Genomic DNA, 24,819 nt, shown 5'->3' with positions numbered 1-24,819 from the left:
GCCCATTGCGCGGCCCTAAGATCCACAGCAAGGGATCAGCATGTACAACTCGCCATTTCGCTTTATTAGCCTCGCCATTGCCGGGATCAGCCTAGTCGGCGCCCATGCACAGGCGGCGCAAAACCTCTCCTCCATGATGGTCGAAATTCGCCAGCAGGACGGTATTCCCAGCTATTACAATCTCGCCACGGGCATGCCCTTAAATGGTGATATCGCCATCGTTCGCGATAACCAAGGTTATACCTTAGGGCAATTTTCGCAGGGGATACCGAATGGGAAATGGCAGGTTTTTCATAGTAATAACAGCAGAATTGTCGAAGGTAACTATCAACTCGGTTACCAAGATGGCACCTGGCGACTGTTCGACTTAGATGGCGCCATGACCGAGGAGCAGCAATTTACCAAGGGAGTCCCCGTTGGCGAATGGAAGGAATTTAACGCCACGGGCAATGTTACCCAAAGCACCCTCTATAAAAATGGCCAAAAGTCCCAAGTAAAACGATTCTTCCCGAGTGGCAAATTACAGGCGCAGGAAAGCTACCTCGATAACCTTCGCCACGGTAAATGGGAAAGCTTTTATGAAAATGGCACCCTCTCCCAAAGCCAAACCTACGCCAATAACCAACTCTCTGGCCCCTATCTCGAGCAAAATGCCGAGGGCCAAGTCGTTGTAAGTGGCCGCTTCGATGCCAACGGCCGCCGCCAAGCTTTATGGGAAACCTTTTTCGACGATGGTACTAAGGCCAGTGCCAGCCAATTTAATCTCGATAAACTCGAGGGTGAAGAACGCACCTTTTATCCCAGTGGCGAACTGGCAAGCCTGTGCCACTATCAAGCCGGGCTTCGCCACGGTAAATGCCAACAATTCAATGAACTGGGCAAACTCCAAGTGGAGGAGCAATACCTCAACGATGTACTAGAGGGACGTCAGCAATACTTCAACCTTGAGGGTGTACTCACCAGCGATTTGAATTACAAGCAGGATATGCTCGCTGGCACGCAAAAGTATTTCCATTCCAACGGCCAACTGAAAGAGCTGCGAACCTATCAGGACTCGCAACTGGCCGATAATGGTCAATACCCCTTGCATGGCCCATCTGAGCGTTATGATGCGGACGGTCATCTTATCGAAAAAAGCAGCTACAACATGGGCTTAAAAGATGGATTATTTGAACGCTATAACGGCGGTAAACTGCAAACCGCAGAGGTGTGGAAGCTAGGTCAAAGAGACGGAGAATTCCGTCGTTACCACACTAATGGCCAACTACGCAGCTTAGATGTATATGTCGATGGCAAACTCACTGGCCGCTCAGAATCCTACTATGAGGATGGCTCGGTGAATGAACGCGGTGAGCGCATCGAAGGCGCCTGGGTCGGTAAATACGAATCCTTTTACGACAATGGCAAGCCAAGAGAACTCGCCCACTACGCCCGCACGAAAGCGGATAACAGCAATAGCTATCCCCTCGATGGCCACTTTAGCCGTTGGTACTACAATGGCGATCTCAATGAGGAAGGGGATTATCAAAACGGCGTTAAAGAGGGACTGTGGATCCAATATCAGCAGGGACAAAAACAAAAAGAACAGACCTTTGTTAACGGCAAACTCAATGGCGATTATGCCGAGTATTACCAAGGTCGACGCCGCGTCACTGGCCAATATGAGGATAATCAAAAAACCAGTCTCTGGATTGATTACCGCTACGAAGCCAAAGATCCAACCTACGGCGCGATCCCCGAGGGCAATATCAGCCAGAAAACCCATTGGAAGGATAATAAGCGTAACGGCACAAGCGAGTACTACAGCTTTAAGCAAGTGGTTTATCGTTTAGAAACCTATGATAACAATGATAAAACGGGCACCTATGCCGAATATTATCCTAATAATGGCCAGCTCAAACTGAGCGGTACTATGGATAAAGGTCAGCAAACGGGACTGTGGGAAAGCTGGTATGAGGATGGCATTTTAGCCGCCAGCAGCGAGTTTTTAGATAACCAACAGCATGGCAGCAGCAAAGAGTATTACAGCAATGGCCAGCTCAAACTCGAAGCCCAATACACTAAAGGCGAACTCGACGGCGAGCGCAGGGAATACCACCAAAATGGTAAACCTAAACTAATTGAAACTTGGTTAAAGGGTCAGAAGGAAGGCGATGCCAGCTATTACCACACCAATGGCAAACTCGCCGAACAAGGCACTTATCTTAAGGATCGCAGGGAAGGCTTATGGCAGCAATTTTGGCCCAGTGGCGAAAAACGCAGTGAAGGCAGCTATATCGCCGACCGCCAAGCGGGGGATTGGAGCCACTACGATCAGCTCGGTAAGTTGATTAATACCGAGCATTTCTAATAGCTTACCCTACCGTTTCGATTCAACCCTCAGTGTTTAAAGATTGCTGAAGCTGCCTATTTACGGTCAGCTTCAGCAATCACCTTAGGCTGTTATTTATGCTGTATGGCCGCCTTTCGCGTTGGCCGTAATAAGCTCCCAAGCAATAATCCACAACCTAAACCGCCAAGGTGCGCGGCATTGTCCACGCCGCCAAAGAGCCCCATAACAAGACTGGCAGAGACGAATAGGGCCAGATTGAGGGCGAGTGGCATATTGTCCGCCAAGGGCAACAAGCCCAACCATATCCAGATAATCAACACGCCAAATAGCCCCATGATGGCTCCCGATGCCCCGATGCTGATTGTCGCCTCATACCAGCCTATGCTGGCCAGGCTCGCCACTAAGCCACAACATAAATAGACCCCGAGTAAACGCCATTTACCCAGCAACGGCTCCAAAAACATCCCCGCAAAAAACAGCCCATATAAATTAAAAACCAAATGCATCAGGCCGCCATGCAAAAACACATTACTGAGTAAACGCCAGACTTGTTGCTCAAGCACCAACTGACGAAGGTTTGCCCCCCAATCGAGTAACACGCTGTTTGGAAAAGCGATAAAGTGTTGACTGGCAAAGGCCATTAATACAAATATCAAGCTGTTGATATAGAGCAAGATAGGCGTGATAACAAAGCCCTGCCGAGGCCTAAACTCGGCTAAAAAACCATAGAGCTCCGCCTTAGGTTTTTCTAGGCTTAGCTGTGCCGCCTTAGACGCCTGCGTCTCATCCAGCTTTAACATCAGACTCATCAACAACCACAGAATGGCCCCAAAACTTAGCCAAGCGATAATCCACGCCAGTTTATGACCATTACGCGCCTCGAAGGGTTGATTCACTGGCATCAAGACGGTTCGATAACCCTCGAAGTAGACTGAGCTTTTTTGGGCTGCGGTGAGTAACTGAGTGTAGCGGCTTGACGGGCCGATACGGTCAAGATAGATAAAGTCATCAGGGTTTAAGGCATTAAACTCTTGCTGGCTATGATGAATAAACTCTTGAAATAGCGCTTCTTTCTCTTTCTGTTCGAGTCGATTACTGATCGTTTTCTCATAAACTTTGCCATACCATGCCAAGGCCTTAGCACCGACCCGCCAACTCTCGTTACGTTTAGCGAAAATTGGCATCGCAATATACAGGCTCATGCGCAGCTCACTGTTGCCCTTGCCTATGGGCTCAATATTGCGCTGCACCCCTATATGTTTTTTGTCGATATAAAACTGATTTAATTGGTAATACTTGGTCTGCGGCTGATGCAATAGTGCATTGATGGACTCGAGTTGAGTCAACTTGCCCGTTGCGCTATTAAGGTATTCCTGCGCCACGATAGTGGGCACGGCCAGCAACAGCACGGCAATCACAAAATAGATAAAACGGCTATTACTCTTGGTAAAGCGGAATAACTTGAGCCGAGGTCTTAAGTAGAAAAACAGTAAGGGCCAAGGCAATATCAGCGGCAACCAAAAATTGATAATCGATTCGTCAATGCTCAGTAGTTGGAACTCGATAATCAACAACCAATGGAGCAAGCTGTAACCTGAGACAAATAGCAGGCAGAGCAGTATAAAGGGCACATAGATCAACTGGAGTTTTTTTAAGATTAACGCCACACGCATATCATCCTTGAGAGAAAAATCCCGCCAATGATACGGCGTATCGCCACGCAACGCATCTTTAGCAGGACGATTGCTTGAATTTTAGTGAAGCCAATCAATCCTCTACAACAAAAGTGCTAGAAAAATGACAACAAAAAGGCCAGAACGATTCTGGCCTTTTTGTTGAATGGATAAGCAATTAATGTCTGCTTAGGTCTCGCTGACTTTGGCAAACTGCTGTTGGCTGCGCTGCTTTTTATACTGCTTAGCTTCGGCAGGGATAGGAGTCACTTTTCCTGTTTCTAACCAGTTACGTAAACGGTTAGCATCCGCCATATGGGTGTATTTACCATAGGCATCGAGCACCACAAAGGCCACTTGGCGTTTAGCCATTTCGGTACGCATCACTAAACAATGGCCTGCTTCATTGGTAAAGCCAGTTTTAGTGAGGTGAATGTTCCAGTTATCTTTGTAAACCAAACGGTTAGTGTTTCTAAAGTCGAGGCTGTACTTAGGTTTGCCAAAGGTGACGGTTTTCTTTTCGGTCGAGCTTAACTGACCTAACATGGGATAGCCTTCGCTGGCCTTGAGTAACACCACCAGATCGCGGGCACTCGAAACGTTTTTCTCTGACAGCCCAGTCGGCTCCACATAACGAGTATTCTTCATACCTAGGGCTTTTGCCTTAGCGTTCATCGCCTTAATAAAGGCCTTATGACCACCGGGATAATGGTGGGCAAGACTCGCTGCAGCACGGTTTTCTGATGACATTAATGTCAGCAATAACATATCTTTACGGCTAATTTCACTGCCGATACGCACTCGAGAGTAGACACCGCGCATTTCCTTAGTGTCATTGATATTGATGGCAAGCTTTTCATCCATAGGCAACTTAGCATCTAAGGTCACCATGGCGGTCATCAGCTTAGTCACAGAGGCAATAGGCCTTACGGCATCGGGATTACTGGAATAGAGAATTTCGTTGGTTTTTAGATCCACCACCAGCGCACTATTGGCGGCCACTTCCTGCTGTTTTGCAGGGGCTTTTTTCGCCGTGGCGGTGCTTTTTGTAGTGACAGAGGCCGAATCGGCAGAATGCGCTGTCGCGGCAACAGTTAAACTGCTGCATACCAAGATAAAACTACCAAGCAGAGAAGGGATCTTCATGTAGATTTCACTGAGTCGTTAAATAAGTCGAATGTGCTACGCACATGGTTGAAGCTAAGTATAAGAGGTCTGTGGAAAAAGGAATAGAATCCCCATCGACTTTTATCAGTAATATCAGCACTTTTTACACTAAAAAATGAATGCAAAATAACAGCGTAAAACCTTAGCATAAATGAATAACTAAGCAGTGCGATCCATTAACACAACCATCATTAGTGACTAAACCTATAAAATTGATTTTTTATAGTGAAATGATTCAAAAGCTTTGCAAGTAAAAATATCTCTGCCATAAAAAAACCAGCCATTAGGCTGGTTTTTTATTACTCGCTCATGCTCTTGGTGTTGAATCAACACCTAACAGACTTAGGCCTGTGGGCGCATCGCTGGGAACAGGATCACGTCACGGATAGTATGAGTGTTAGTGAATAGCATCACTAAACGGTCGATACCGATACCTTGACCCGCTGTTGGTGGTAAACCGTGTTCCAGTGCAGTGATGTAGTCTGCATCGTAGAACATGGCTTCATCGTCACCTGCGTCTTTCGCATCAACCTGCGCCTTAAAGCGGCTATCTTGATCTTCAGCATCGTTTAACTCGCTGAAACCGTTAGCCACTTCACGGCCACCGATGAAGAATTCAAAACGGTCGGTGATGAAGTGATTGTCATCGTTACGACGTGCCAGTGGCGAAATATCCGCTGGGTAGCCAGTGATGAAAGTCGGTTGCATTAGCTGCCATTCAGCAGTTTCACCGAAGATTTCTTCTAATAGCTGACCACAGGTCCAGAACTTCTCGATCTTGATGCCTAGGCTGATCGCCAGTTCACGCATGAATTCAAGATCTTTCACTTGCTCGTAGGTCATGGCTTGGATAGTCGCGTTGTCAGGATTGTATTTCTGAATCGCTTCTAACATGCTTAAACGGGCATATGGGCCACCGAAATCAACAGTGTGCTCGCCATATGGCATTTGCGCGCTACCTAACAGTTCAATCGCGATTGAGCTTAACAGTTCTTCGGTTAAGTCCATCAGATCTTTGTAGTCTGCATAGGCCATATAGAATTCCATCATAGTGAATTCTGGGTTATGGCGTGGCGACAGACCTTCGTTACGGAAGTTACGGTTGATTTCGAACACACGCTCAAAACCACCGACCACTAAACGCTTGAGGTATAACTCTGGCGCGATACGCAGGTACATTGGCATGTCCAGCGCATTGTGGTGAGTGATAAATGGACGGGCTGAAGCGCCGCCTGGGATCACGTGCATCATTGGGGTTTCAACTTCCATGAACTCTTTTTTGATCATGAAGTTACGGATAGCAGCAACCACTTTTGAACGCATGACGAAGGCTTGACGAGATTCTTCGTTAACGATTAAGTCCACATAACGTTGGCGGTAACGAGTTTCTTGGTCGGTCAGGCCGTGGAATTTTTCTGGCAGAGGACGCAGTGCTTTAGTCAGCAGTTGATACTCTTCCATGTTCACGTACAGATCGCCTTTACCAGACAAGTGCAACTGACCCGTTACGCCGATGATGTCACCGATATCCAAACCTTGGTAACGGTCTTTCAGATCCGCTTGAACGCCCTTTTCAGCGTAAGCTTGGATACGACCAGACACGTCTTGGATCACCAGGAATGGGCCACGTTTTGCCATGATACGGCCAGCGATGCTGGTTTTAAAACCTAAGGCTTCGAGTTCTTCCTTAGTGTTTTGACCGTATTTTTCCTGCAACTCAGCCGCTTTGTGGGTGCGACGGAAAGTATTAGGGTGAGCATTAGCGCTGCAGTTCGGGCGAATGCTTTCTAGCTTGGCACGACGCTCGGCAATCAGTTTGTTTTCATCTTGTACTTGTTCAGTCATCTTATTTCTCGTCTATACCTTTGAATTAATTACAGCCCTGATTTCAAACTGGCTTCGATAAACTTGTCCAGATCGCCATCGAGTACCGCTTGGGTATTGCGCGTCTCCACGCTAGTGCGTAAGTCTTTAATACGGGAATCATCCAATACATAAGAACGGATCTGGCTGCCCCAACCGATGTCAGATTTGGCATCTTCGGCGGCTTGTTTTTCCGCATTTTGCTTATGCATTTCTAATTCGAACAGTTTGGCTTTTAACTGTTTCATCGCCGAATCTTTGTTCTTGTGCTGTGAACGGTCGTTCTGGCACTGCACTACCGTGTTAGTCGGTAAGTGGGTAATACGTACCGCAGATTCGGTTCGGTTAACGTGCTGACCACCCGCACCCGAGGCGCGGTATACGTCGATACGTAAGTCAGCAGGATTGATATCGATGGTGATATCGTCATCAATCTCTGGGTAAACGAATACCGAGCAGAAAGAGGTATGGCGACGACCCGATGAGTCGAATGGCGATTTACGCACTAAACGGTGCACGCCAGTTTCGGTACGTAACCAACCGAAGGCATACTCACCGGTAAATTTAATGGTCGCGCCCTTAATGCCGGCCACGTCACCGTCGGTCACTTCCATCAGCTCAGGGCTGAATCCGTGGGCTTCGCCCCAACGCAGATACATACGCAGTACCATGTTGGCCCAGTCTTGCGCCTCGGTACCACCACTGCCCGACTGAATGTCTAAGTAACAGTTTGAGGCGTCCTGTGGACCAGAGAACATACGGCGGAATTCGAGTTCGGCCAAACGGCTCTCTAAATAATCCAGCTCTTTGGTGGTTTCATTGAAGGTGTCTTCGTCTTCTTCTTCGATGGCAAGCTCTAGCAGACCTTCAACGTCTTCTAGACCTGAGTCCATATCATCGATAGTTTTTACGACGGCTTCGAGGCTGGCGCGCTCTTTACCTAGGGCTTGAGCACGTTCTGGCTCGTTCCACACCTCAGAACTTTCAAGTTCACGGCTGACTTCTTCTAGACGCTCATGCTTAGCATCGTAGTCAAAGATACCCCCTAAGAAGCTGCGTACGCTCGGCAAGCTCCTTAATTTTGAATTTTACTGGATTAACTTCAAACATGAATTTTCAACTTCGCTTATTTGTGCCGTTTCAATGGATTTTCCATCAAAGACGGCGGCGCTTAACGGTAATTGCAACCGCGCATTTTAACCTAACAACGCTTGTAAACCTAGGGCGTGATGGCGTTTCACTGCGATTTTATCAGCATAAAAAGTACCGTTAGTGCCGGCAGATTAACAGACAAAGCCCAGTTAAGACTGTGATCTTACATGAAATTACCAGCCTGACGCCCCAATTCAGTTAAAAATTGAGTTTACTAAACAGTGATAATCACTAAAAACTACATAGGATTAAGCTAGATACAGATAAAACACGTATAAAATGCCGAGATAATCACAGCATTTCACCAACAAAGCCTCTCCAGCGCACAGTCTGACACGGGTTTGTGATGACCACAGCAATTTAGCGTCAAACATCCCTCGCCCATAAGCGTCTTCTAAAGCGCTCTAGTTATACTCAACGCCACCTTAAGCCTGCCATGCAGCAAGCACCCTACAAATATAAAAGGCCATGGGATGATAGAACTTCGAATCGATAATCAGATAGTCACGGCCGAGCCGAACGATAACCTACTTCGGGCAGCCAGTAAGGCTGGCATAGCAATTCCGAGTCTGTGCGATCCAACAGACGCCACACGGCAATTGGGCGCGGCTCCCCATGCCGATAAACAGGACTGCAACCTCTGCTTAGTGCAAATCGAAAATACCGATGCCAGCCTGCGCTGCGTTAAAGCCTGTGAAACGCCCGCCGAAGCGGGCATGAAGGTCATCACCCAATCGGCATATTTAACCAAACAGCGCCAAGCTGCATTGAGCACAATTTTAAGTGACCACTTTGCCGATTGTGAGGCGCCTTGCCAACAGGCCTGCCCCGCGGGTGTCGATGTGCAAAGTTACCTGTACCACATTGCCCAAGGCGACCATAGCCAAGCCATTAAAGTCATTAAAGATACCCTGCCGCTGCCGCTGTCGATTGGCCGAGTCTGCCCCGCGTTTTGCGAGACTGAATGCCGCCGCGGCCTCGTCGATGACCCCATTGCTATTCGTCAACTCAAGCGCCACGCCGCCGATTTAGACTTGGCCGACGATGAACAAGGTGGCAGTTATCAACCACCACGCCTCGCAGATACGGGCAAAAAAATTGCCATTATTGGCGCGGGCCCCGCAGGCTTAAGTGCCGGTTATTACCTGTCAAACCAAGGGCATAGTGTTGAGATTTTTGAAGCCATGCCCAAGGCGGGCGGCTGGCTGCGCTACGGGATCCCCGAATACCGTTTACCCAAGGCAATTCTCGATAAAGAAATAGAGCTGCTATGCCGCAATGGGTTAACCATTCATACGGATACTCGCCTCGGCCATGAAATTCATTTAGCCCAACTGGTCGCCGATTTCGATGCGGTGTGCCTTGCCATCGGCGCCCAAAAGGCGGTGCCGATGAACTACAAAGGCTCAGAACTTGCGGGCTGTTACCTGGGGGTGGGTTTTCTTAAGGAACATTGCCTCGACAAACAATTGAAGTTGGGCAAAAAAGTCGCCGTGATTGGTGGTGGCAACACCGCCATCGACTGCGCCCGCACCGCCGTGCGCGAAGGCTGCGATGTCACCTTAATCTACCGCCGTACCCGCGCCGAAATGCCCGCCGAAGCCTACGAAGTACATGAGGCCGAAGTTGAAGGCGTCAAATTCCATTTCTTAACCAATCCCATTGAAAATCATAGCGATGCCAATGGACAGGTAGAAGCTGTCACCTTCAGCAAAATGGCACTCGGCGAAGCCGATGCCTCGGGCAGACGCGCGCCCGTGGACACGGGGGAAACCTTTACCGAGGCCTTCGATACCGTTATCGCCGCCGTATCCCAAGCGCCAGATCTGAGTTTTATGCAAGATCCTATGGGGCAACTCAGCCATGGCGAGCTGGCGCTGAGCCGCTGGAACACCCTGATAGGCTGCGAGCAAACCATGTCATCGGGTGTAGAAAAACTGTTTGTGATGGGCGATGCCCGCAGAGGTCCTGCCACCGCCGTAGCCGCCATTGGCGATGGCCGTAAAGCGGCAATCGCTATTGATAAGATGCTAAAAATCGGCCTTAGCTGCGATTTACATGCCCATGAGTTTAACTCGGTCAAAACCATACCAAGCGCCCTCATTCCAAACGCTCTTAAGCAAACCGAAACAAGCTCAAAAGCAGGGTCAACGCATTATCCCCATACGCCGCGTCAGCCCCGCTTGAAGATGCCCGAACTCACGGCGCTGCAACGGCTACTGAATTACAGTGAAGTCGAGTTAGGTTTTCCCGCAGATGCCGCCATGCAAGAGGCGGCGCGCTGTCTCGAGTGCGCCTGTCAGGCCAATACTGACTGTAAGCTTAGGGATTACGCCACGGATTATGGTGTCGAGGCCAAAAGCTTAGCCACTGAAAATGCACGGCATTTCAGTGTTGATAAGAGCGCACCCTTTATTCAATTCGATGCTAATCGCTGTATTAGCTGCGGTAAATGCGTCGATGTGTGTCAACAGCAGAGTGGCCACTGCGCGATTCAATTTAGCCAAGATTCCTATCAGGCGCTGCCGCAGGAAATGACTCAACACATGGAGCGCCGCGCGCCGAGAGTCGGCTTTAGTGCGAGCATGGCCGATAGCCTCTGTGTGCAATGTGGTAACTGTGTACAGGTTTGTCCGACGGGCGCACTGGTCGATGCCCGAGATAAACGCCAAGGCGATAGCACAGAATTAAAAACTGCCTCGACGATTTGTACTTACTGCGGCGTTGGCTGTCGCCTCGACCTTAAAATCGACTCCAACGCCAATCGCATTCGTCATATCGAAGGCAATAAGGACTCGGTCGTTAACCAAGGCATGCTGTGTGTTAAGGGACGTTTTGGCTTCGATTTTATTCACAGCGACAAACGTCTCACTACGCCACTAATACGTAAAAACGGTGAGCTGCAACCGAGTAGTTGGCCCGAAGCCATTGCCTATGTGGCAAAACGCTTAACCGAGATAAAACAAAAAGATGGCAGCAATGCTCTCGCCAGTCTCGCCTCGGCCAAGGCCACCAACGAAGATAACTTTGTGCTGCAAAAGTTTGTTCGCAGTGTTCTTGGCACCAACAATATTGATCACTGCGCCCGCCTATGCCACTCATCGACGGTAACGGGTTTGCAGCAGAGTATTGGTAGCGGTGCCATGACCAATGATATTCCGAGCATCAAGGACTCGGACGTCATCTTTATCTTAGGCTCAGACACCACCTGCGCCCATCCGATTATCGCCTCTAAAATTCAACAGGCAGTGATGCAGCACGGCGCGCGTTTGCTGGTTGCCGATCCGAAGCGGGTTGGCATTGCCGAAAAGGCCGAGCTGTATGTCGCCCACAGACCGGGGACGGATGTGATGCTGCTCAACGCCATTATGGCAGAAATTATTCGTAACGATTGGCAGGATAAAGACTATATCGCCGAGCGTACCGAAGGCATTGTGGCCCTCTATGCGGAGTTATCCAAGGAGGATTACTCCCTCGAAAACGCAGCACTCATCACGGGCGTAAAAGCCGAAGACATTGCCCGCCTCGCGCGCACCATAGGCACGGCGCAAAAGACCGCGGTTTATTACGCCATGGGTATCACTCAGCATACGACTGGGCACGATAACGTCACGGCTATCTCTAATTTGCAGCTACTTTGCGGCAATATTGGTGTGTCAGGCGCGGGGATTAACCCACTTCGCGGCCAGAGTAATGTCCAAGGTGCCTGCGACATGGGCGCGCTACCCAACTATTTTACCGGTTACCAAAAGGTCACGGATATTCATGCCAGAATGCGCTTTGAAGACCACTGGCAAACGCCGTTATCGGAGGAGATTGGCGTCACCGCAACCCATATGATGCATGATATTGCCAAGGGCAACATTAAAGCCTTGTATGTGATGGGTGAGAATCCCGTGCTCAGCGACCCCGACCAAGCCCATGTACTTAATGCCTTGAGCAAAGTCGAGTTTTTGGTGGTGCAGGATATCTTTTTAACCGAGACGGCCGAGCTTGCCCATGTGGTCTTGCCCGCCGCCGCATTCGTGGAAAAACGCGGTCACTTTACCAATACCGAGCGTCGGGTGCAGCGACTCGAGCAAGCGCTCGCCTCACCGGGTGAAGCCTTACCCGATTGGCAGATAGTGCAGGCCGTCGCTAATGCCATGGGCGCTAACTGGGATTATGCCAACGAAGAAGCCATTTGGTGCGAGATCAACGAACTTACTCCGCAGTATCGCGGTATTCGCTGGGACAGATTAAGTGCCAATGCCGAAGGTCAAATCTCTCAAGGGATTCAATGGCCCTGTCCAGATGAAACCCATCCCGGGACGCCGATTATGCACCAAAGCCAATTCACTCGAGGCTTAGGCTTATTTACCCCCGTTAGTTATCGCCTGCCTGCAGAGATGCCCTGCAACGAGTATCCGCTGACGCTATCGACGGGGCGGCTATTGGAGCAATTCCACACGGGCACACTCACCCGTAAAACACCAGGGCTGGATCTACTCGGCGCGCCTAAGGTGATGATTTCTGTCTATGATGCGGAGCAACTGGGGATCCATAACGGCGATAAACTTCGCCTTACCACCCGCCGCGGAGAGATTGAAATCGATGCCTTTGTGACTAAACGCGCCCAAGCGGGCGTGCTGTTCCTGCCGTTCCATTTTGTGGAGGCCGCAGCGAATAAGCTCACGATCAATGCCTTAGATCCTGTGGCTTATATTCCCGAATATAAGGTCTGCGCGGTCAGGGCTGAAAAGGTGACAACAAGCGTGAGTGAACCAGCCTAAGGCTTCATTGCAAGCATAAAATTAAGCCCAAAGATAAACATAAAAAACGGGAGACACTGTCTCCCGTCTTTATTCGCTAACTTAATTAACTTGTTTAATTAGCCGAGTTAAATCTTAAACTGTCCCACCAATTTACCCAGGTTAACCCCTTCCTGAGACACGGTTTGACTCACCTTGGCCGCATCTTCACTGGAGTGCAGCAGCTCGTTAACGATTTCTTGGATGGCATAAACGTTACGGTTGATTTCTTCGGTCACTGAACTTTGCTCGGTCGCCGCCGTCGCAATTTGGGTACTCATATCGTTAATCGCAGTCACCGCCGATGTCACTGAGCCTAAGCTTTCCGAAATAGCGCGGGAAGAATCCACCGAGCGCACGCAGCTCTGTTGGCTTTCATCCATGGTTTTTACCGCTAAGGCCACCAGCTTGTGGAGTTCTGAAAGCATTTCGTTGATTTCTAAGGTACTTGCCTGAGTACGGCTGGCAAGATTACGCACTTCATCGGCCACCACGGCAAAGCCTCGACCCTGTTCACCGGCGCGGGCTGCTTCAATCGCCGCGTTGAGGGCCAGCAGGTTGGTTTGCTCGGCAATGCCACCGATTACCGACAAGACACTGTTAATCTTTTGCGATTGCTCACTTAAGGATTTAATGCTGCCAGCGGCATTATTGATTTGCGCCATAAGACCTGCAATCTCTTCGAGTGAGGCATCGACGCAGCGCTGAGCATTGGCTACATCACCCGTCGCCGCGTGGGTCGCCTCGGCCACTTGAGTGGTATTTTGCGCCACTTCACTCGCAGTAGACGACATCTCGGTAATGGCCGTCACCACTTGGTCTGTTTCGTTGTTGTGGCTAAGTAGCTGCCTTGACATCACTTTGGTTTGGTCGTGAATCGCGTTGGCGGCGGATTTTACTTTCGCCGTCGCATTCGCTACATCGCCGATAATGTTTTGCAGCTTATCGACGAACAAGTTAAAGGCTTGACCTAATTGGGCAATCTCATCTGCTCCCTTAACACTTAAGCGTTTGGTTAAGTCCCCTTCCCCCTTGGCAATATCATTAAGATTATCCGCCATGTGTTTAATCGGTACGACCATACGATGGGCTGCCATCATGATGATAAAGGCCGTGATCCCTGTGAGCGCAAGGGCGATCAATAAGATCATGAAAGATTTTTCGTCCATCTGCTCAGTTACGGTTTGGCGATAATCCTCGACAACCGCTTCGATATCGTCGATATAAGCTCCAGTACCTAACATCCAGTCGGTGCCAGGAACCATCATCACATAGCTTATCTTCTCAATTTGTTCATTAGTATTAGGCTTTTGATAATAGTAGGAAAAGTTACCGTCTCCCCGTTTTGCCGCATCCAGCAAACCGACAATGATCTTAGTGCCACGGGGGTCAGTCATATCGATTTTGTTTTGCCCCTCTAAGTTTGGCATCAGAGCGTGGAAAATATTTTTCCCTTGTGAGTCATACATAAAGAAGTAACCCGCGCTGCCAAAACGAATATCACGCAGGGCTTGATTTACATTGCCATTTTCCTTGAGAGACAGTTGGTATTTCACGATTCCGGCGGCAATTTCGGTAGCTTCTTTAATTTGTTGTTTACGTTCGCCCACCAGCTTAGTCCTAAAGGTCACCACTTCTTCCGCGAGGGATTCCTGTTCCACATAGTAGGAGACGGTCATGAGCACAAATAGGGTCAAAATGAGGGGAAACAAAGATAACAGCAGTAATTTATTACGCAGGCTTAAATTCGACATGCTTGCTTACTCCAGGGTGATCGAGCTTATTTTTTTTAATATGTCTGAAGTATAGCCAAAACAGTGCAACATCTTTGGGTTTGACTTAACAAATATTGTATTAATTTGCACCAGCTAGCATGTCGATAATTTAGTTTACCCAAGCAATATCAATCCGATACCGCATACGCTAAAGCCAAGAACCAGCAGTACCATCTGCGGTTTAAAGAGCTTTAATGCACCAAAACCAAGCAGTACTACGGCCATATCCACCGCGGATAACACGCCTTGGGTAAACACGGGTTGATACAGCGCCGCCGCCAATAATCCCACCACACAAGCATTCACGCCCGAGAGCATGCCAGCAATCTTGGGTCTGGCGGCAATCGCGTGCCAACTTTTTAACCCCACCAACATCAATAAAAATCCCGGTAAAAAGATAGCTACAGTTGCAATGGCGGCACCGACAAAGGGATTGTCTAGCATCATCTCGGCGCCAAGGAAGGTGGCAAAGGTAAACATAGGCCCAGGCACGGCTTGGGCAAAGGCGTATCCGGTGAGAAAACGATCGCCGCTCATCGTATCACCCACCGCAGTTTCAAGCAGTGGCAGCACCACATGGCCGCCACCAAAGACTAAGCTGCCGACACGGTAGAATTCGCCAAAGATCCCCGCCTCGGCGCCGAGGTTAATCGCAAAAAAACTCCCCGCAAACAAGGCGATAAATATAGCGAGGCTCAGGTAATTCAAGCGAATGGGTTCAGACTTTTGCACTTCGCTCTCACTCGCACTGAGAAATGATAAGCCTAAGAGAGCGGCAAGAATTAACAATACAATTTGGGTCCACAAAAACGGAAAAATCAAAATCGCCGCGGCGCTGCCAAGCATAACTAAACGGGCGGCTTGACGTTGGCAAAACTGCTTAAACATCACCTGCACAGCATCTGCAACCACTACGACCGCCAGCAGTTTTAAGCCATGGATGATGCCCTGCATATATTCATTACCTAGCCAGGCCGCGGTTGTCACGGCCAGCAGATACATCAACACAAAGGAAGGTAAGGTAAATCCAGCAAAGGCCGCAATGGCGCCTAAAAGCCCACCGCGATGGTAACCAATGGCAAATCCTACTTGGCTCGACCCTGGCCCCGGCATAAATTGGCTTAAAGCGACCAAGCTGGCGTAGCGTTTATCATCGAGCCAAGCGAGTTCATTGACAAAGGTTTGGCGAAAATAGCCAATATGCGCCGCTGGTCCACCAAAGCTCATTAGACCAAGGGAAAAAAAACGTAAGAATATCTGCAGCATAAACTTTGCCTTTGGATGCATAAAATGAACAAGATTATGCCACTAAAAAGACAATTTAATGAAAGTGAAATGTAAAATCTTCGAGGTATAGCGGATTCCATAAACAAAAAAGCCGGCAAAATCCATTTGCCGGCATCCTAAATTCAGGATAAATATCAATTGACTAGGAAGTTAAACTCAAGATTAGTGAGTTTTTCTTCTTCTGATCAATGCCCCCAGTGCGAGTAACATAGACAAACCACCTAACGCACCACCGCTATCTTTGTTGGTGTCAGGCTTTGGTTCAGGTGTTACAGGCGTAGTTGGTGGCTCAACACCATCGGATTCAACGGTCAGCATAAAGCTGGTGCTCGCTGCATCTGTTGGGCTTTCCACATCACTCACAGTCACTGTGACTTCTACGTCGCCGTGGAAGTTAGCTTCTGGCGTGATAGTGATGCTTGAACCAGAGGTATTGCCATCCACGACAGCGCTGATGTGCTCACCTGTTACGGTGATCTTGTTCACGCTGTTTTGCTCATCGGCAAACACGACCTTAAGACCTTCTAGGCTAGTGTTTTCCGCGATCGTTTGGTCGGCAATCGCACCAATACTGATATTGGACGGCACAGTTACACTGTGGCTCATGCTGATGTCGGCCATACCTTCAACTTGGCTAACCGCATCAACCGTCAACACTTGGCCAGCGGCGTTATTTTTCACGGTAGTCCATGCAGTCACTTCAAACTGTGACGACTCTGGGCCAACGTAGTCATAACAAATCACTAAACCGTTGTGGATTTTGTCCTTCAGATTATTGAAGGCATATTGCTCACCTAGGTACTTCTGCAGTGGACCATAGGCATATAGACCGCCTTGGAAGCCTTGCAGACCAATAGAACCACGGTCATCTTGAGAACCAAAGTTGATATTGTCGTAAGCCATCATCAATTCGTATTCACCATCACCGAAGCGGGTGTTAGCGTTGAAGATCAGCTCGAAGTCGAACCTATCATCCTTCTCTTCCCATTGGTAAACACGGTTTGCATCGTATCCTAAAGGCTTATAAGAACGAGCATTATCGTATTCCAAAATACCCCAACCGCTTGGTGTACTCGCGATAGAGATACCCGCACGTTCAGTAGTCTTATTAATCAATGGCACACTCAGAATATCTTGAGTTGCCCCCGCACCTAGACCAAATCCACGCCACAGCATACCGATAGAAGCGTATGGGAAGCTGTTGTACGGGAAGATGTCATGGTATGGGTAGAAGAATGGCTGATTTTGGAATAAGGACACGATACCGTGACCACGAATATCCAAGTGGTTCTGCTTCCAAACGTTGATGCTATCTTTGTTGTTGTACAGGTGGAAACTGTCATAGGCACCATTAAAGACGGTACTGATTGGTAAGGTAATACCGTTGCGATACAGGATATTATTATCCTTACCACTTAATGCCTTACCGTTAGCACCATACTCAACTGGCGCAAAACCACTGAAGATTGGGTAGATAGTGAACTCTTCTAAGTTCACGTAACCGCCCGGTTTCTTGTTACCGAAGTCCGGCGTACGGCACATAGCATCATCAACGTTAGTGGTGATGTTGTAACGTGGCTCAAGCTCGCTGGTATCGGGTTGTATACCGCTAATGGTGAGCTTGCCATTTTCCAGTTTCACATCTTTAACGATAGTGCTTGAAGAGCTTAGAACGTCCTCAGCACGTAGGCTAAATCCTGACGGAATGGTCGCGACAATGCTAAATGCACGGTCAGCGCCAGTATTGTTAGGTTGCACCTCGAAGGTAAACGGAATTTGATCGCCAGCCACTGCCGCAGTTTGGGTTGCGTCTAAGTGAACATCGTCCACACCGCGTTCCAGTTTAAAGGCAACTTTACCAATGTTACCGGCGTTCACCTCTGAGGTTCCAAAGTCCAGTAACGAGTAGTACACGTCACCTTCTTTCATCTCTGGCATATCCCAGTTAACTGTAATATCAACCGGATCACGACCATTACTCGCAGGAACGTCGACACTCATTTCGCTGGCAACTTGGTCCATCACAACTGTCGTTGCATATTGGAAGGTTTCTTCCAACGCATTGTAATAGTTGTTACTCGCAGAGCCTTTTCTTGGGTTATAGAACAACGCCCAATACTTACCTTCTTCTGGTTGGTTAATATTACAGAAGTTGTTGTATTGGATGTGGTTAGACACACAAAGCAGCTCTTCGAAAGGATCGGCCTTACCGTTACCGTTATAGTCCTTACCAACGAAGACGATCAGATTACCTTTGTCTAAAACTTCACTGAGTTCAGACTGAGTCGTACCAAAGGATTCGACGATTAAACGGCGAGCATTAGCAGGCACATCAATCATTTCCACATAGGTGGCTTCATCGATACGCTCGTCCATACTGACGGTTAAATCAGCATTGCTACTCCATGGGAAGTTACCATCGCCGTCCTTCGGCAGCACAACGGTTTTCACTTCCGCTTTCACAGGGCTAAAGATACGACCATGAATGTTGTCGCCCTCAGGTAAATCGATACCTTTGATGACAGCATTTGCCTCATTACGGTGAGCCACGGCACTCAAGCGTCCTGGCATACCATTTTTGTCGTATTTGAATACCACAGGCCAGTGCGCTTCTGACGCTCTACCACTGGTTTCGGTGAAGGTTAAGTTTGAATGCAGTTCAACTTCCGCGTTACTGAACCAGTCTTGAGTATCCATGATCGATGCTTCGACCACGATATCCATGGTTTCGCCGGCCGCTAGAGTAAACTCGTTTGGCGTAACTTTAATTGACACACCGTTTTGGACGAACTGTGAACGTGAATCGACGCTCCAGTTAATCACATCACCGTTGGTCACGCTCCAAGTGCCATCTTTGGTCGCCTTGATAGTACGGATCCATTGACACTTAGGCTTACATTCAAAGTTCACTAACTGCGGAATATTCAGCTTGTGAACGGCACCGCCATTATGCGGATCAGCCGCTTTAAAGCGTTCAACGGTTTCATCCATCACAAAGCCAGCATTTACTGCGTTGGCCACGTTGATACGGCCAGTCCCCGCACGGTAGGTTGAAGCTAAAGCCACATCACCATTCTTGTCATCCAAGCGGTAGTATTGCACTTTGTTTTCAGCCGTCATCGCCAATGCAGATTGGATCTCAGTCGCGCTCCAGCTTGGTTGAGCCTGACGTAACAAGGCCATAGAGCCCGCTACATGCGGCGATGCCATTGAAGTACCACTTAGGAAGGCAAAATCACCCGATGCAGCTGAACTGCTGAATGGGTGCTCATCGGCGAAGGCTGCATAAATATCCACCCCTGGCGCAGCAACGGCAGGGATCAGCGCCTCAGGCGTTGATGGGCTTGGACCGCGAGATGAGAATGCGGCTAACCAATCGGCACGCTCTGGATCCATTGTACGTTCGATGGTCGTGCCAGAAATGGTCAGCATGTGATTGCTACCCTTTGCCAGCCAATCACTTAGACCATAACCCGCTAAGCCATTATCATAGCGACCATCCCACTCTTCCTTAGTAATATGGATACTTGGAACAGAGTAAGAAGCGGTAGGCACCAACGCATCGGCGGTCGCATAGTTGTACATGATCATGCCATCTGCGCCGCCAGCTTTGATGTTATCAGCCTTAGCAGTACGGGCTACCGCATTGGGATCTTCTAGGCTATTACGCTTACATACCACGATCACATCCGTTGGATTACCGTCGCCGTCTTTCAGATCGAAGGTACCCGCTGGGAAGGGTTTAGCACAGTATTCATCACCAAAGTTTTTAGCGTTAACCACCATACCTGTGACAGGTGCCGTGTTGATTGCACCACCAACAATTTCGCTCCATTTTGGCACTTCACTGCCGCCCATAGGGTCAATCAGCTTAGTGGTGATTTCAACTTCGCGAGCATGGGTACTAGCAGCAACGTTCATTAACCAAGGTGACGCGTGGTCAATTCGGCCAAAATATTCTTTGTAACCCACTGGTTGACCAGAGTTACCCGCAGCCACCGCAACGGAAATACCGGCTTCGCGAGCCGATAAGAAAGCTAATTCCACATCGTCAGCCCATGGGTTTGAATCCTGACCGCCGATGGAGAAGTTGATCACGTCAACACCATCGTTGATCGCATCTTCAATACCTGCAATTAACGCTTCACCAGGACAGCCTGCATTGATTGCGTTAGAAGGGTGACACACTTGGTAAGCAACGATGTTCGCGTGTGGCGCTACACCACTCATACGAGGGAATAGTTTAGGCTTAATCACGGAACCATCTGATGCCTCAGTCCCCGAATCAGGGTTGACATAATCGACATCTAACAGGACGTTACCCGCAGCGGTTGAAGCAACGTGTGTACCGTGGCCTTGATAATCTTCACCCACGGCTGGACGAGTTGCGCCATACACTCCGCTGGTGAAATTATCAGTGATAACAGGGTATGAGCGAACGCCAATTAACTTGTCGTTACACATGGTCTCAAAACCGCTCTTGGTACAGTCACCTACGTAGTTACCCGCATTCCATGGGTTAGTGTGGTCGTAACCATCATCACCGACATCGGCGAATGAACGGTGATCCGAGTTAATCCCAGTATCGACGATACCAACGATAATCCCTTCACCTTTGTAAGGTACTGAATCTGTTGCCTCACCAGACCAAATCTTATTGGCTTGAATTAGCTCAGGGCCCGCATCCGATAATAATTCATAGGTTTTAGAGCGACGAACCGAGGACACATTGGCCAGTTGAGACACGCGCTGCGCCTCTTCCTGCGTCATTGCGATAGAGAAGCCGTTGACCGCATTGGTAAATTGTTGACGTACTTGGCGGGCACCCACGGTGGACTGAACGTCAGCAATCACTTGTCTTTGGCTGTCGAGTAAGCGGCTACGATAGTTTTTTACCGCGCTGCTGGCAGGTTGACCGGCAACGAATAATTTTGAGTTTGACGATTTGCCAAAGGTTTTGCTGGCAGTCGTGCTGGCTAACAGTTCCGTACTGACTTGCGCCAGTGGTTTTTGATTCAGACGAACGATATAGATCTGCTCACCCGTTATGCCATCCTCAAATTCGAATTTGTTAGCTTGAGGGGTAATTTGAAGGTTGAGTCCTATCCCTAAATCAGCGTCATCGATCTTCGTTTCAGGGGCATTTAACTTTGCAATTTGATCAGATGTTAACTGCAAACCTTTAAGTTTATGTACATCGCCTATGCTAGCAGCAGCCTGCATAGCACCAGCACCATAAAGGGCGGCAGCAATAGTACAAGTTAGTATTTTAAGCTTCACTTTGCTTTCTCCGTTATTGTTATCGCGAGCCGTTATCCACGGGCAAGCTGCCAAGCGGCATACCATCTAAGCATCCAATTTGGAGAAAACATCAACACTTTCACGTAGCATTTTGTACAACTGATTAACACCAATTAAACACAAACAGCACACATTCCTTTACAGACAAAGATGTAGCATTTTGTAGCGCAATGAATAATTATGCTTAAATTTTGTGAACAAGATGATAGGCTGAGGCTCGTCTTAATGCGGTTTAGCAATGTATTTGAACAACATTGGGGATTATCTAAGAAGTGACTGTTAACGCTAGCAAACGATTCTTACTGCTCGCACTATTACTAAGTAATTGTGCCATGCTGCAAGCTAAAGAAATTGAAACAGTTTCCGCTGGAGATTGGCAGATTTCCCTTGCCGCGGGTTATGGCGCACTCGAAAACCCAAGGGCGAAGGTGGAGAACATCAACACTTGGGTGCTACCCACTTGGTATTATTACGGTGAGAACTTTTATGTCGAAAACTTCACCTTAGGTTATAGCCTGTACGAATCGGAAAGTTTTATTGTCGACGTACAGACTCGCTTTAATGAGGACGGTTTTTTCTACGAATTCGATGGACTGAATAAACTATTACTGAGTGATATTTTAGGTTATACCCCAGTGAAACAGCCCATTAATCCAAAAGCCGTCAAATTTGAGGAAATTGAGCGTAATCTTTCCTACTTAGGTGGACTAAACGCCACTTGGGTGACCCCCTATCTCGATGTGACTTTAGGTTACTTCCACGATATTACCGGGGTACACCAAGGCAATGAAATTCAGCTCAGGCTAAAACACAGTCAGGCGTTTTCTTGGGGCGCGCTCGGCTTTGAAGTCGGGGCGATTCGAAAAAGTGAAAACCTCGTCAGTTACTACTACAAACTCACCAAGGAGGAAGAAGGACCACTGCATCCTAAATATAATCCCTCGGCCGCAATCAATTATCATGCCCGTACAGTCGTCAACGTCCCCATTTTCGACAACGTCAACTTTGTCGGGATCCTCGAGTATACTTGGTTAGGACAAGAGATCACTGACAGCGTACTGATAGATAAAGATGGCTATGTGTCTGGATTTGTAGGGATCAGTTATGACTTCTAAATCCTATCACCTCAACTCACTCTGGCTTATTTACTGTACCTATTGCAGTTTAATTATTGCCTGTTTGTTTAGCTTATCGGCCCTCGCCGATGAGCTGAAAGTCACGCCGAATACCTGTGCTGTCACCCTCGAAAAGCCCGACTGTCATTTAGACTTACTCATTGAATATCAATCTGATATTCCACAGTCATTCTGCATTTGGCTCGCCACAGAAACCGTCGCGCTCACCTGTTTTCAAGACAGCCTCGATTTTAAGTACCAAGTACAACTGACCCTAGCAAAAGATGCGTTATTTGAGCTCAGGGATCCCCAAAGCAATAACATAGTGACCACAGCATTAGTCAAAGTCGCTAAGTTTGAACCCGCCAACCCCAGAAGACGTCGCGGACTGAACTGGAACTTATTATGACAAGCGCGCCAATGCCTGAACCCCTATCGCAAATCCTATTGATTGAAGACGACCTCCCCCTTGCCGAACTGGTCTGCACCTATTTAACCCAAGAAGGCTATAAGCTTATCCATTTGGATAATGCTGAAGATGCGCTCATTCGTCAGGATACCGATGATTTTGACCTCATCATTTGCGATGTCATGCTCCCAGGGCAGGATGGTTTTAGTATCTACCCGCAGCTTGCGGCCAGTTATCCCTGTCCAATAATCTTCCTGACGGCGCTCGATAATCATGCCGACCAAATTCGCGGATTAAATCTAGGGGCCTGCGATTACTTACTCAAACCCGTTGTCCCTCCCCTGCTGTTGGCGCGGATTAAGGCCAACCTGCGCAAACAGCAATCCAGCAGCAGTCGCAGTAAGCTTAAGTTACACGACTTATTTTTAGACCCCAACCTACAGCAGGTTAATCTTGGGGATGAAGCCTTATCCTTCACCACCAAAGAATTTTCACTGCTGTGGATCTTCGCCCTCCATGCTGGCAAAGTGCTGTCGCGGGAGTTTTTATTCGAACAACTCGTCGGCCGCGAATATGACGGTTTAGACAGGGCTATAGACTTAAAAATCAGCCGACTACGTAAACGCTTAGATGAGCTGAATGTACCGGGGTTAGCCATTACGACTATTCACGGCAAAGGCTATTTATTCAATTACTTACCTAAAAAAGGTTAGGTTTAACCGAAATGAAATTTCAGTTCTACCGCTTGTTTATTTTTTTATTGTTGTCCTGCGGATTAGTGATCTGGAGCTTTGGTGAGCTCGCCGAGCATTTTGCCGAAGATAAGTACAATTACCAAATAGACGTCGACGACTTACTGCAAAACTACGATGAGCAGCTTCCAAAGATACAACGCCTCCCCATCGGCGCCCTCTCGCTGCCGCAAAACTTAGAGGACTCGCTACAACAGGGCGCGACTATCGCGCTACGCCACAGTAGTGATGAACTCTATTACTATCACTTAGAGCAAGACAAACAGCACATCTTGATGTTAGGCCCAGTGCAAACCTCTATGCCCAAAGAGCGTAATACAAGTTTGATTTTATTAGGGCTGTATTCATCTCTGTGCTTGGTTGCTCTATGGTGGATTTGGCCCGTATTTCGGGATCTTAACCATCTGCAACAGGCGGCTATCGAGTTTGGCCAATCCCCGCGCAAACGTCCCAACGAGGTCCATAAACACTCGGCCATTTTCCCGCTGGCCAAGGCGTTTAACAGCGTCAGCCACCAAATTGTCGACTTTGTACAAATGCATAAGGAACTATCCCGCACCATCTCCCATGAGGTTCGTACACCTTTAGCTCGGATGCGTTTTGCGTTGGAAATCATTCGGCCACAAATAGACAGCAATTATGCGCAGCGGTTAAGTGAAGATATTGATGATATTGAACAACTTGCGGCAAATTACCTATCCTTTGCCCGCCTAGAGCATAAGGAAGAAACCTTAAATAAAGAGTCACAACCCGTTGCCTTGTTTATGGAAAAACTGGCGCACAAATATGCTATCTATCAACCCAAGTTAAATATTGCATTTCACTATGAGCCGCAGCAGGCCCACTTCGATCCCATTGCCATGACGATTGCGATTCAAAACCTGATCCAAAATGCCATGCGTTTCGCCCAGCACGAGATCCATGTCCACTTCTATCGGGAGGGGAACATTAATCGTATCAGTGTCGAAGATGATGGTCCGGGATTTGAGGGCAAAGGCAAAAAGCTCGTAGTCGCCTTCGAACGAGACAGCCAACAGAGCGATACCAGCGGCTATGGGTTAGGACTGTATATCGTCAAAAAAATTGCCACTTGGCATTATGGCACGCTGGAGTTAAGTCGCTCGCAGGCCTTAGGCGGCGCCGAAATCAGCATTATCTGGGACGATGCCTTAACGCCTAAAGCCGAAACTGACGCCGAGTAAT

At 48.4% G+C, this 24,819-nt stretch carries 13 protein-coding genes; 6 read left to right on the top strand and 7 right to left on the bottom strand.

The genetic code is table 11. The annotated features are described in order from the left end of the window. Window positions 1–40: 40 nt before the first annotated feature. Window positions 41–2,350, top strand: a complete 2,310-nt coding sequence (locus SHEWMR4_RS04310; protein WP_011621625.1) for a toxin-antitoxin system YwqK family antitoxin — start codon at window positions 41–43, stop codon at window positions 2,348–2,350. A 92-nt stretch (window positions 2,351–2,442) separates the two neighbouring features. On the opposite strand, the gene SHEWMR4_RS04305 is transcribed toward SHEWMR4_RS04310, so the two are convergent. The 4 genes from SHEWMR4_RS04305 to prfB all read right to left on the bottom strand — a co-directional run bounded on the left by SHEWMR4_RS04305 (window position 2,443) and on the right by prfB (window position 8,145). After that, on the bottom strand, window positions 2,443–4,005 hold the full coding sequence (locus tag SHEWMR4_RS04305; RefSeq protein ID WP_011621624.1) for a rhomboid family intramembrane serine protease: 1,563 nt from the start codon (window positions 4,003–4,005) through the stop codon (window positions 2,443–2,445). A gap of 189 nt (window positions 4,006–4,194) precedes the next feature. Continuing rightward, window positions 4,195–5,151 carry a D-alanyl-D-alanine endopeptidase gene (gene pbpG / locus SHEWMR4_RS04300; RefSeq protein WP_011621623.1) on the bottom strand — a complete coding sequence of 319 codons (957 nt, stop codon included), beginning with the start codon at window positions 5,149–5,151 and terminating at the stop codon, window positions 4,195–4,197. Window positions 5,152–5,514: 363 nt separating this feature from the next. After that, the gene (gene lysS, locus SHEWMR4_RS04295) at window positions 5,515–7,017 is read right to left on the bottom strand and encodes a lysine--tRNA ligase (protein ID WP_011621622.1); all 1,503 of its coding nucleotides are present in this window, start codon (window positions 7,015–7,017) and stop codon (window positions 5,515–5,517) included. Window positions 7,018–7,046: 29 nt separating this feature from the next. Next, a protein-coding gene (prfB, locus tag SHEWMR4_RS04290; protein WP_164925631.1) for a peptide chain release factor 2 occupies window positions 7,047–8,145 on the bottom strand; the annotation gives its coding sequence in 2 pieces (ribosomal slippage) (window positions 7,047–8,069 and window positions 8,071–8,145; 1,098 coding nt in all). A 515-nt stretch (window positions 8,146–8,660) separates the two neighbouring features. Between prfB and fdhF the strand changes: the two genes are divergently transcribed. Next, on the top strand, window positions 8,661–12,959 hold the full coding sequence (gene fdhF, locus SHEWMR4_RS04285) for a formate dehydrogenase subunit alpha (RefSeq protein WP_011621620.1): 4,299 nt from the start codon (window positions 8,661–8,663) through the stop codon (window positions 12,957–12,959). Between the two features lie 107 nt (window positions 12,960–13,066). Here the strand turns inward: fdhF and SHEWMR4_RS04280 are convergent, their stop codons facing one another. The 3 genes from SHEWMR4_RS04280 to SHEWMR4_RS04270 all read right to left on the bottom strand — a co-directional run bounded on the left by SHEWMR4_RS04280 (window position 13,067) and on the right by SHEWMR4_RS04270 (window position 21,319). Further along, window positions 13,067–14,731 carry a methyl-accepting chemotaxis protein gene (locus SHEWMR4_RS04280; protein ID WP_011621619.1) on the bottom strand — a complete coding sequence of 555 codons (1,665 nt, stop codon included), beginning with the start codon at window positions 14,729–14,731 and terminating at the stop codon, window positions 13,067–13,069. 135 nt (window positions 14,732–14,866) lie between these two features. After that, complete coding sequence (gene chrA, locus SHEWMR4_RS04275; protein WP_041408703.1) at window positions 14,867–16,018, bottom strand: chromate efflux transporter; 1,152 nt, start codon at window positions 16,016–16,018, stop codon at window positions 14,867–14,869. A 183-nt stretch (window positions 16,019–16,201) separates the two neighbouring features. Next, the gene (locus SHEWMR4_RS04270) at window positions 16,202–21,319 is read right to left on the bottom strand and encodes a S8 family serine peptidase (RefSeq protein ID WP_011621617.1); all 5,118 of its coding nucleotides are present in this window, start codon (window positions 21,317–21,319) and stop codon (window positions 16,202–16,204) included. Between the two features lie 353 nt (window positions 21,320–21,672). Between SHEWMR4_RS04270 and SHEWMR4_RS04265 the strand changes: the two genes are divergently transcribed. Genes SHEWMR4_RS04265 through SHEWMR4_RS04250 form a run of 4 tightly spaced genes read left to right on the top strand, consistent with a single transcriptional unit; the run spans window position 21,673 to window position 24,818 of the window. Next, the gene (locus tag SHEWMR4_RS04265) at window positions 21,673–22,455 is read left to right on the top strand and encodes a MipA/OmpV family protein (protein ID WP_227499228.1); all 783 of its coding nucleotides are present in this window, start codon (window positions 21,673–21,675) and stop codon (window positions 22,453–22,455) included. Then, window positions 22,445–22,864: a DUF3019 domain-containing protein gene (locus SHEWMR4_RS04260; protein WP_011621615.1), complete on the top strand. Its 420-nt coding sequence runs from the start codon at window positions 22,445–22,447 to the stop codon at window positions 22,862–22,864. The genes SHEWMR4_RS04265 and SHEWMR4_RS04260 overlap by 11 nt, the downstream gene beginning before the upstream one ends. Further along, window positions 22,861–23,577, top strand: a complete 717-nt coding sequence (locus SHEWMR4_RS04255) for a response regulator transcription factor (protein ID WP_011621614.1) — start codon at window positions 22,861–22,863, stop codon at window positions 23,575–23,577. Before SHEWMR4_RS04260 ends, SHEWMR4_RS04255 begins: the two co-directional genes overlap by 4 nt. 11 nt (window positions 23,578–23,588) lie before the next feature. After that, window positions 23,589–24,818 carry a sensor histidine kinase gene (locus tag SHEWMR4_RS04250; protein WP_011621613.1) on the top strand — a complete coding sequence of 410 codons (1,230 nt, stop codon included), beginning with the start codon at window positions 23,589–23,591 and terminating at the stop codon, window positions 24,816–24,818. Window position 24,819: the final 1 nt, after the last annotated feature.

Source organism: Shewanella sp. MR-4 (assembly GCF_000014685.1).
Classification (GTDB): domain Bacteria; phylum Pseudomonadota; class Gammaproteobacteria; order Enterobacterales; family Shewanellaceae; genus Shewanella.
The sequence above is the reverse complement of the archived record's forward strand: the minus strand, read 5'-3'. Positions and strand labels throughout refer to the sequence as shown.